This is a genomic window from Kitasatospora sp. NPDC056783 (genome assembly GCF_042789895.1).
GTDB lineage: Bacteria > Actinomycetota > Actinomycetes > Streptomycetales > Streptomycetaceae > Kitasatospora.
In genome coordinates, this window is the sequence record NZ_JBHUAF010000285.1 from 1 (window position 1) to 11,212 (window position 11,212).

Annotated in this window: 3 protein-coding genes; all 3 read left to right on the plus strand. The window is 75.5% G+C overall.

Annotated features, from left to right (window positions below):
• The first annotated feature begins 310 nt into the window (after positions 1-310).
• The 3 genes from ACFRMQ_RS30045 to ACFRMQ_RS30055 all read left to right on the plus strand — a co-directional run bounded on the left by ACFRMQ_RS30045 (position 311) and on the right by ACFRMQ_RS30055 (position 11,122).
• Positions 311-2,317 (plus strand): amino acid adenylation domain-containing protein, encoded by a 2,007-nt coding sequence (locus ACFRMQ_RS30045; RefSeq protein ID WP_380733821.1) that lies wholly within the window; start codon positions 311-313, stop codon positions 2,315-2,317.
• 70 nt (positions 2,318-2,387) lie between these two features.
• Entirely contained in the window at positions 2,388-7,997 is a 5,610-nt protein-coding gene (locus tag ACFRMQ_RS30050) for an amino acid adenylation domain-containing protein (protein ID WP_380733822.1), read from the plus strand.
• Complete coding sequence (locus ACFRMQ_RS30055; RefSeq protein ID WP_380733823.1) at positions 7,994-11,122, plus strand: amino acid adenylation domain-containing protein; 3,129 nt, start codon at positions 7,994-7,996, stop codon at positions 11,120-11,122. The genes ACFRMQ_RS30050 and ACFRMQ_RS30055 overlap by 4 nt, the downstream gene beginning before the upstream one ends.
• Positions 11,123-11,212 lie beyond the last annotated feature (90 nt).

The window sequence follows — 11,212 nt, forward strand, 5'->3', positions numbered from 1 at the left end:
CTGCTGCGCTACGGCGGCGAGGCGGTGGCCGTCTCCGTGCCGCTGTCCGTCCGGACGGCCGAACAGGCCGGGGAGATCGGGCTGTTCGTCAACGAGCTGCCGGTGCACGCGCCGGCCGGGGCGGACGCGGCACTGCCCTTCGCCGCGTACGCCCGGGCCGTGCGCGCCGAGGCCCGTGGCGGCTACCCGTCCCGCTCGGTGCCCTTCGGCGCGGCGGTCGGCGGTCTCACCCCGCGCGCCGGGCTGGCGCCGGTGTCCTTCGGCTACCGGCGCGGCCGGGGACCCGGTGTTCCCGGGCAGCGTCGTCCGGGTGGACCGTGCGGCGTTCAACGGCGCCGCCCGCAACACGCTCCACCTCCAGGCGGTCGACGCCGCCGACGGGATCGCGTTCTCGCTCCAGTACGCCCCGGCGGTCCTGTCGCCGGAGGCCGCCGAGCGGGTCGCCGGGCACTACGCGGCCCTGCTGGCGGCCGCGACGGCCGAGCCCGAGACCCCGCTGGGCGCCCTGGCGCTGCTGGGCGAGGCCGAGCGGCAGCTGGTGACCGAGGAGTGGAACGACACCGCCCGCGCCTACCCGCACGAGCGCACGGCCCTGGACCTGGTGCGGGAGCGGGCCGCCGAGACGCCGGACGCCCCCGCCGTCAGCGCGGGCGCCGAACGGCTGACCTACCGGGCGCTCGTGGAGCGGACCGACGAACTGGCCGCCGTCCTGCGCGGGGCCGGGGTGCGCCAGGGCGACGTCGTCGCCCTGCACCTGGAGCGCTCCGTCGACCTGCCCGCCGTCCTGCTCGCGGTGCACGCCGCCGGGGCCGCCTACCTGCCGCTCGACCCGGCCCACCCCGCCGACCGGATCGCCTTCCTGCTCGCCGACTCGGGCGCGGCCCTGCTGGTCGCCGACCGGGAGCCGGCACCCGACGTGGTGGCGGCGGCCCCGGCCGTCCTCCGGCTCGGGGAGGGCGTCGTGGAGCCGGTGCCCGCCCCGGCGGAGCCGACTCCGCACGGCGGCCTCGCCTACGTGCTGTACACCTCCGGCTCGACCGGGCGGCCCAAGGGCGTGGAGATCGGGCACCGCGCCCTGGTGAACCTGCTGACCTCGCTCGCGGCGCTGCTGGACTCGGGGCCGGGGGACGTCTGGCTCGGTCTGACCTCGCTCTCCTTCGACATATCCGGGGTGGAGATCCTGCTGCCGCTGACCACCGGCGGCCGGCTCGTCCTCGCCCCGGACGGCGCCGCCCTGGACGCGCCGGGCACGGTCGGGCTGGTCCGCCGGGAGGGCGTGACCCACCTCCAGGCGACCCCGTCGGGCTGGCGCGTGCTGCTCGGCGCCGGGCCGCTGCCGGCCGGGCTGACCGGGATTGTGGGCGGCGAGGCGTTGCCGCTCCCGCTGGCCCGCGAGCTCAGGGGCTCCCTCGACCGGCTGATCAACGGGTACGGCCCGACCGAGGCGACGATCTACGCCACCTGGGCCGACGTCCCCGCGGGGGCGGACGCCGTGGTGATCGGCCGGCCGGTCGACAACACCAGGGCGTACGTCCTGGACGCGAACGGCCGGCCGTTGCCGGTCGGCATCCCCGGTGAGCTCCACCTGGGCGGCGACGGCGTCGCGGCCGGCTACCGGGGGCGGCCCGAGCTGACGGCGGAACGTTTCGTCGAAGACCCGTTCGCCGGCGGCCGGATGTACCGCACCGGCGACCTCGCGGCCTGGACGCAGGACGGCGAACTGGAGTTCCACGGCCGGATCGACGACCAGGTCAAGATCCGCGGCCACCGGATCGAACTCGGCGAGATCGAGGCCGCGCTGCTCGACCACCCGGCCGTGGCCGCCGCGGCCGTCGCCGTGTGCGAGCAGGCCGACGGCTCGTCCGCGCTGGTCGGCTACCGGGTGCCCGCACCCGGCAGCGCCCCGCTGTCCGACGCCGACCTGCGGGACCACCTGCGGCGCACCCTGCCCGCCGTCATGGTGCCCCGGCAGTTCGTGGCCCTCGACCGGCTGCCGCTCACCCCCAGCGGCAAGCTCGACCGGCGCGCGCTGCCCGCCCCGCCCCCGCCCGTCGCCGAGCAGGCCGACACGGGGCAGACCGCCGGGGCGGAGGCCGACGAGCTCACCGCGAGCATCCTGGCGATCTGGGAGGAGGTCCTGGGCACCTCCGGCATCGGCCCCGAGGACGACCTCTTCGACCTCGGCGGACACTCGCTGACGATCATCCAGATCACCGCCCGGATCCGCGACGCCTTCGGGGTCGAGCTCGCCTTCGACCTGTTCTTCGACGCCTCCACCCCGGCCGCCCTGGCCGCCGTCGTCCGAGAGACGCGTTGACCGCCGTCGACCGCACCGCCGTCGACCGCACCGCCGCGTCCCCCTCGCTCCACGCCCGAACGGACTGCCGATGACCGACACCCAGGACCTGCCCGCAGACTGGTCCGCCACGAAGAAATCCCTCCTCGCCCAGCGCCTGCGCGGCGCCACGGCCCCGGTACGGGTGGTCGAACCCCGCCCCGAGGGCACCGCGCCGCCCCTGTCCAGCGGACAGGAACGGCTCTGGTTCATGGACCAGTTCACGCCCGGCGGGACGGCCTACACCCTCGCCCCGGCCCGACGGCTGCGCGGGCCGCTGGACCGCGCGGCGCTGGACGCCGCCCTGACCGGCCTGGTGGCACGGCACGAAGGGCTGCGGATGGCCTTCCCGGTCACCGAGGACGGCCGGGCCGAGGTCCTGGTCGCCGAACCGGGCCCCTTCGCCGCCCGGTTCGTCGACGCCTCGGACGATCCCGACCCCGAGCGAAGAGCCGCGCGGGAGATCGGGGCGCTGGCCGCCGACCCCTTCGACCTCGCGGCCGGACCGCTGCTGCGGGCCCTGCTCGTCCGGCTGTCCGACGAGGACCACGTCCTCGCCCTGGTCATGCACCACATCATCAGCGACGGCTGGTCGATCGACATCCTCAACCGGGAACTGGACGCGCTCTACGCCCGGCACGCCCACGGCTCCGAGACCGCGCTCCCGCCCGTCCCCGTCCAGTTCGGGGACTACGCGCGTTGGCAGCGCGACCGGCTGGACAGCGGCGCCCTGGCCGCCTCCCGCGACTACTGGCGCGCCGAACTCGCCGACGTCCCCGCCCTGGAGCTGCCCGCCGACCGCCCCCGGCCGCCGCTGCTCACCTTCGACGGCGCGGCCGTCGAACTGCACTGGAGCCCGGAACTCGCCGGTGCCGTCGCCGAGTGCGCCCGCGCCCACGGCGCCTCGCCGTACATGGTGCTGATGGCCGGGCTCCAACTGCTGCTCGGCCGGCACACCGGCCGGCGGGACTTCGCGATCGGCTCGGCCGTGGCGGGCCGGCTCCACCGCGAACTGGAGGGAGTGGTCGGGGCCTTCGTCAACATGCTGCCGATCCGGGCCCGGCTCGCGGACGGCCTCACCTTCGGACAACTGGTCGGCCGGGTGCGGGAGACCACGCTCAACGCCTACACCCACCAGGAGGTGCCCTTCGAGCAGATGGTCGCCGACCTGGACATCGAGCGCGACGTCAGCCGCTCGGCGGTGTTCCAGGTGACCTTCGCCTACCAGAACTACGGCGACCGCGCGGCCGCCACCACCCCCGGCGCCCCCGCCGAGGGGTTCGGGCACGCGGCCACCACCAGCCACTCCGACCTCGCGTTCTACCTGCGGGAGAAGAAGGACGGCGGGCTCTTCGGCCTGATCACCTACCGGACCGACCTCTTCGACGCCGGCACCGTGCAACGCCTGGTGGAGCGCTTCGAGGTCCTGATGACGGCCGCGACGGCCGACCCGGACCGGGCCGTCGAGGCCCTGCCGGTGGCGACCGACACCGAGCGCCACGACGTGCTCGAACGGTGGGCGGCCGGCCCGGCGCTCCCCGACGGCGGCGCGGGCACGCTGACCGCGCTGCTCTCGGCGGCGGCCCGGCAGGCGGGCGACCACCCCGCGCTGGTCTTCGAGGACGCCACCGTCACCTACCGCGAACTCGACACCAGGGCGACCGCACTGGCCCGGCGCCTGCGGGCCCTCGGCGTCGGCCCGGACGACCGGGTGGCGGTGTGCCTGGAGCAGTCCCCGGACCTGGCCGTCGCCCTGGTCGCGGTGCTGAAGGCCGGCGGCTGCTACCTGCCGCTGGACCCGGAGCAGCCGCCCGCGCGGCTGGCCCACCTGGTGGCCGACGCCGAGGTGCGGGTGCTGGTGACGGACTCGGACCTGCGCGACCACTTCCCCGGGTACGGGGGCGCCGAACTGCTCGTGGACCGGACCGGCCTCCGGCCGGGCGAGGACCCGGGCGAGGCCACGGACGCGGCGCCGCTCGCGGAGGCCTCCGGACCGGACGACCTCGCGTACGTCATCTACACCTCCGGCTCCACCGGCCGGCCCAAGGGCGTCGCCGTCCAGCACCGGGAGATCCTCAACTACCTGGCCGGCGTGCGGGAACGGCTGCGGATCGAGCCCGGCGCCCGTTACGGCCTGCTGCAGTCCCTGTCCTTCGACTTCAGCATCACGATGCTGTACCTGGCGCTCACCACCGGCGGCGAGGTGCACCTGCTGCCGCGCCGCATCGCCGGCGCCGAACTCGCCGACCACATCGAGGCCTCGGCCCTCGACTACCTCAAGATGACGCCCTCCCACCTGGCCGCGCTGTCCGCCGACGCCCCGGTCGAGCGGCTGCTGCCGCGCCGCGCCCTGGTCCTCGGCGGGGAGGCCTCGGCCCAGGCCTGGGCCGCCGACCTGGCCGGCCGGGGCGACTGCGCGGTGTTCAACCACTACGGTCCGACCGAGGCCACCGTCGGCGTCACCGTCCACGAGGTCCTCCCGGGGGAGCACGGCCCGGGGAACACCCCGATCGGCACCCCGCTCGCCGGAGCGCGCTGCTACGTCCTGGACGAGGCCCGGCAGCCGGTGCCGCCCGGCGTGACCGGCGAGCTGTACCTCGGCGGGCAGCGGCTGGCCCGCGGCTACCTGGGCCGCCCCGACCTGACGGCGGAACGCTTCGTCGAGGACCCGTTCACCGGCGACCGGATGTACCGCACCGGCGACCTGGCCCGCTGGCGGCCGGAGGCCGGGGGAGGCGTGCTGGAGTACCTGGGCCGCGCCGACGACCAGATCAAGGTCCGCGGCTACCGGGTCGAGCCCGGCGAGATCGAGGCCGCGCTCACCGCGCTGCCCGGCGTCACCCAGGCCTTCGTCACCGTCCGGGGCGAGGGCATCCGGCAGAACCTCGTCGCCTACCTGGAACGCGCGGCCGGCGCGACCCTCCCCGCCGCCGCCGAACTGCGGACGGAACTCGGCGCCGTGCTGCCGGACTACATGGTCCCCGCCCGGTTCGTCGTCCTGGACCGCCTGCCGCTGCTGGCCCACGGCAAGATCGACCGCAAGGCGCTGCCGGAACCCGAGGACGCCGCCCCGGCCGCCGGACACGTCGAACCCGAGGGCGAGACCGAGACCCTGATCGCCACGATCTGGGCCGAGGTGCTCGACGTCGCCCGGGTCGGCGCACTCGACGACTTCTTCGAGATCGGCGGACACTCGCTGCTCGCCACCCAGGTCGTCGCCCGGCTGCGCCGTGCCTTCCCCGACCTGCCCACCCCGGTCGGCGTGATGGACCTCTTCCGCTTCCCGACCGTCCGCGGACTCGCCGGGCTCGTCGCCGACCCGGGAGCCGACCGGGGCCCGCAGGGCCTGCTGCACCGGCTCACCCCCGAACGCCGCCGCACCACCGCGAGCGTCGTCTGCGCGCCCTACGGCGGCGGCAGCGCGCTGATCTACAAGCCGCTCGCCGACGCCCTGCCCGAGGACTGGGCACTGCACTCCATCGCCGTCCCCGGACACGAACTCGGCGAGGAGCCGATGGACGTCGAGGAGGTCGCCGACCGCTGCGCCCGCGAGATCGTCGAGAACGTCGAGGGCCGGATCGTGCTGTACGGGCACTGCGGCGTCGGCGTGCGCCTCGCCGTCGAGATCGCCCGCCGGGTCGAGGCCGCCGGCCGGGAGATCGACGCCGTCCACCTCGGCGGCATCTTCCCCTTCGCCCGCCCCAAGGGGCGCGGCGCGGCGGTCGGGGAACGGTGGGCCCAGCTCCTCGACCGGATGCGCAGCGACCAGGACATGATCAACGGCCTGGCCGCCGCCGGGCTGGACACCGACGACATGGACCCGGAGCAACTGCGGCTGATCGTCCACAACCGCCGCACCGGCACCAAGGACGTCGAACGGTACTTCACCCGGATGTTCGGGACCGAGGGCGGACGGATCAAGGCACCCGTGATCGCCGTCTGCGGCGAGCGGGACCCGGCCACCGAGTTCTACCAGGAGCGCTTCCGCGAGTGGCACCGGATCGCCGACACCACCGCGGTCGTGGTCCTCGACGAGGCCGGCCACTTCTACCTCAAGTACCGGGCCGCCGAACTCGCCGACATCGTCACCGGCGTCCACCGGTCGATCGCCGAGGGGGAGGAGGACCGCCACCGCCGCACCGACGGCGCGACCTGGTGGCTGGCCGGGCTCTCCCGGGACGCCGAACGGCCGGCGACGGACGACGCGAACGCACCCGTCCGCCCGACCATGCGCCGCTTCCTCACCGTCGCCTCCGGGCAACAGGTGTCGATGATCGGGTCGGCACTCACCGAGTTCGCCCTCCCGGTCTGGATCTACCTGCGCACCGGCTCCCTGGCCCAGTTCGGGCTGCTCGCCGCCTGCGGTCTGGTGCCCGGCATCCTCGCCGCCCCGCTCGCCGGCGCCATCGTCGACCGGGGGGACCGGCGCCGCACCATGCTCCTCGGCGACTTCGCCGCCGGCGCCACCCAGGCCCTGCTGCTCGTGCTGTACGCCACCGGAGGCCTGGAGGTGTGGCACGCCTACACGCTCGTCGCCGTGCTGTCCGCCGCCCTCTCCTTCCAACGGCTCGCCTGGAACGCGGCCGTGCCGCAGCTCGTCCCCAAGCGCTACCTCGGCCGCGCCAACGGCGTCGTCCAGATGGCCTTCGGCCTCGCCCAGTTCCTCGTCCCGCTGTTCGCCGTGGGCCTGCTCGCCGCGATCGGCCTCGGCGGCATCCTCGCCGTCGACGTGGCCGGCTACGCCGTCGCCATCGGCGTCACCCTGGCCGTCCGGTTCCCGGACGTGATGGGCGCCACCCGGCGGGAGAGCATCTCCGCCGAGATCCGCGAAGGATTCCGACGGGCCCTCGGCAGCCGGCACTTCCGGGCGATGCTGCTGTACTTCGCCGTCCTGAACGTCTTCCTCTCCCCGCTGTTCCTGCTCACCACCCCGCTGGTGCTCTCCTTCGCCCCGCTCGCCTCGGCCGGCTGGGTGTCCACGGCGGCCGGCCTCGGCGCCGTACTCGGCGGGATCACCCTGGTGGCCTGGGGCGGACCGCGCCGGCAGAAGCTGCGCGGGGTGCTGTTCGCCACCCTCGCGGTCGCCGTGGCCTGCCTGCTCACCGGGCTGCGCCCGTCGACCTGGACCGTCGCCCTCGGGGCGTTCGGCATGACCTTCGCGCTCTCGCTGCTCAACGGCTCCTACGCGACCATCGTGCAGACCAAGGTGCCGCTGCGCTTCCACGGCCGGGTGATCGCGGTCAACACCATGGTCGCCTGGTCGACCCTGCCGGTCGGATTCGCCGTGGTCGCCCCGTTCGGCCCCGGGCTGCTCCAGCCGTTGATGGACCGGGACGGCGCCCTCGCCTCCACCGTCGGCCGGATCATCGGCACCGGTGACGGCCGCGGCATCGGACTGCTCTACCTGCTGTTCGGCCTCGCCATGGCCGCCCTCGCGCTGGTCTGCCTGGCCGTCCCGGTGCTGCGCCACTTCGACCGGGACGTGCCCGACGCCGAGCCCGACGACCTGGTGGGCCTGAAGACCCTCCAGGACCGGGCCGCGGCCGACGCCGTCGCCGAGGCCACCGCCGAAACCAAGGCCGCCGCCGCTGCCGCCGAAGCGGCCCCGCCGTACCGCTCCGAACTCCCGCACCGCTCCGAGACCGAGGTGACCGTCCGGTGACCACCGCCACCCACCACCCACTGACCGCCGAGCAGCGCCGGCTCTGGTTCCTCCAGCAACTCCACCCGGACGACGCCGGGTTCAACATGTACCTCAACCGGCGCTGGACCGGCCCGCTCGACCCGGAGGCCCTGCGCACCGCCCTGAGCCGGCTGGCCGCGCGGCACGAGATCCTCCGCACCCGCTTCGTGGTCGAGGGCCCCGAAGCGGCGGAGCCCGTCCAACTGGTCCAGCCCCCGGCCGAGATCGACCTGGTCACGTTCCGGCTGCCCGAGGGCGCCACCGAGGCCGACTTCACGGACGCCTGCCGCCCGTACGTCAACGCGCCGTTCGACCTCGCCGCCGCGCCGCCCCTGCGGGCGACCCTGATCAGCGCGGGGGAGCGGGAGCACGCCGTCAGCGTCGTGGTCCACCACATCGTCGCCGACGGCTGGTCCTTCCGCACCATGTGGCGCGAGCTGCTCGCCCTCTACCGCGAGGCGATCGGCGAGGCGCCCGCCGGCCTGCCGGAACTCCCGCTCCAGTACGGCGACTTCGCCCGCGCCGAGCAGGCCAGGACCGGCGGGGAGGCGGGCGAGGAGGCCTTCCGGTTCTGGGCGGAGCGGCTGGCCGGCACCGGGGCGCTGCGGCTGCCCTTCGACCGGCCGAGGCCCTCGGCCCCCACCAGACCCGCCGGGTTCGTCACCGTCGACCTCGGCCCCGAACTGACCGCCGACCTCGACCGGCTGGCCCGGCAGGAGCGGTGCACCCCGTTCATGGTGCTGCTCACCGGCTACCAGTGCGTGCTCGCGCGCTGGACCGGCTGCCGGGACTTCGTGGTCGGCACCCCGCTGGCGGGCCGCACCGAGAAGGCCCACGAGGCGCTGCTCGGCTACTTCAACCGCACCGCGGTGATCAGGTCGGACCTGACCGGGGAGCCGGACTTCCGCGGCGTGCTGAAGCGGACCAGGTCCGCCGCGCTCGCCGCGCTGAGCCGCCCCGACGCCCCGGCCGAGCGGCTCGCCGCCCACCTGGGCCTGCCCGCGGACACCGGGGCCGGGCCGCTCTACCAGGCCGTGTTCGTCCACCAGAGCCAGAACGAGGTGACGGACGGCTCCGGCGGGCCCGCGCTGCCCGAGGGCGTCCGTACGACGAGCATGGACTCCGGCTTCGAGCAGGCCAAGACCGACCTGCTGCTCGACAGCTGGCGCACCGCCGACGGCGGCATCACGCTCTCCTTCTGCTACGACCGCGAGCTGTTCGACCGGGAGACCGTCGAGGCGCTCGGCGGCCGGTGCCGCGAGCTGTACGCGAGGATCGTCCAGGACCCGGAACTCCCGCTGCACGGCGACTGGTTCGTCGGGGCGCGGGAGCGCGCGGCGCTGCTCGCCCTGGGCGCGGGGCCGGCCGCCCCGGCCATGGTGCGCACGGTGCTGGAGCGGTTCGCGGAGCAGGCCGCCGCCCGGCCGGACGCGCCGGCGCTGGAGTGCGAGGGCCGGACGCTGTCCTACGCCGAACTCGACCGGCGCTCCACCGAACTGGCACGCCGGCTCGGCCCGGTGGCCGGCCGGGTGGTCGCGGTGTCGATGACACCCTCCGTCGACCTGGTCGTCGCCCTGACGGCGGTCTGGAAGGCCGGCGCCGCCTACCTCCCGCTCGACCCGGCCCACCCGGAGGACCGCCGCGCCCTGATGGTCCGCGAGGCCGACGCCGTCCTCACCCTGACCGGAACGGACCTGCCGGACCCCGGGGCCGGCGAACTCGCGCCGGTGGATCCGGAGGGCCTGGCCTACGTCCTCTACACCTCCGGATCCACCGGGACGCCGAAGGCCGTCGCCGTCGACCACGCGGCGGTGTCCGCCCGGGTCGACTGGATGACGGGCCCCGACGGCTACGCGCTGGGCCCGGCCGACCGGGTCGTCCAGTTCGCCTCCCTCGGCTTCGACACCCACGTGGAGGAGATCTGGCCGGCGCTGGCGGCCGGGGCGTGCGTCGTGCTGCTGCCCGGCGGCGGCCGGACCCTGCCCGACCTGCTGGAAGGGCCGTCCGGACGCTCCGTCACCGTGCTGGACCTGCCGACGGCCTACTGGGAGGAGCTGGTCGGCCTCGGCGAGCAGACCCGCTGGCCGCAGGCGCTGCGACTGGTGATCATCGGCGGCTCCGAGGCCCACGCCGACACCGTCGCCCGCTGGCGCCGACGGCACGCGGACACCGTCCGGCTGGTCAACACCTACGGGCCCACCGAGGCCACCGTGATCGTCACCGCGGCCGAGCTGACGGAGACGGACACCGACGGCCGGCCCTCGCTGGGCCGTCCGCTGCCCGGGGTCAGACTCCACGTGCTGGACGAGCACGGCGGGCTGCTGCCCCGGGGAGCCGAGGGCGAGCTGTACATCGGCGGCGGCGGCCTGGCCCGGGGCTACCTGGGCCGGCCCGACCTGACGGCGACCGCCTTCCTGCCCGACCCGTACGCCGGCGGCGTGATGTACCGCACCGGGGACCGGGCGCGGTGGCGGGCGGACGGCCGGCTGGAGTTCCTGGGGCGCGGCGACGCGCAGGTGAAGCTGCGCGGCTACCGGATCGAGCCCGCCGAGATCGAGTCGGCGCTGACCGCGCACCCGGCCGTGGCACAGGCCGCGGTGCTGGTCCGCGACGGGCGGCGGCTGGTGGCGTACGCCGTCCCGAGCCCGGGGGCCGAGCCCGTCCCGGCCGAGCTGCGCGAGCACCTGGCCCTGCGGCTGCCCGCGTACATGGTCCCGGACGCCGTGCTCACCCTGGCCCGGCTGCCGCTGACCGCGAACGGCAAGCTCGACCCGGCCGCTCTGCCCGACCCCGGGACGTCCACCGGGGAGGGTTACGTCGCGCCGCGCGGCGATGCCGAGCAACTGGTCACCGAGCTGTGGCAGGAGGTCCTCGGGGTGCCGCGGGTCGGGGTGTTCGACGACTTCCTGGCGCTGGGCGGGGACTCCCTCCTGGTCACCCGGGTCGCCGCGCGCATCCGGTCCGGCCTCGGCCTCGACATCCCGATCCGCGACGTGTTCGAGAGCAGCACGCCGGCGGCCCTCGCGGCGCGGATCGAGGCGCTGCTGATCGCCGAGATCGACGCGCTCAGCGAGGAGGAGGCGGCCGGGCGGCTGACCGGCTGAGCGGCTGGACGACCGGGGGCCCGGCTGCCGCGTGGCGCGGCGGCCGGGCCCTCAGGGTGTTCGGCGGGCGGGGCGGGACACGGGGGCGCG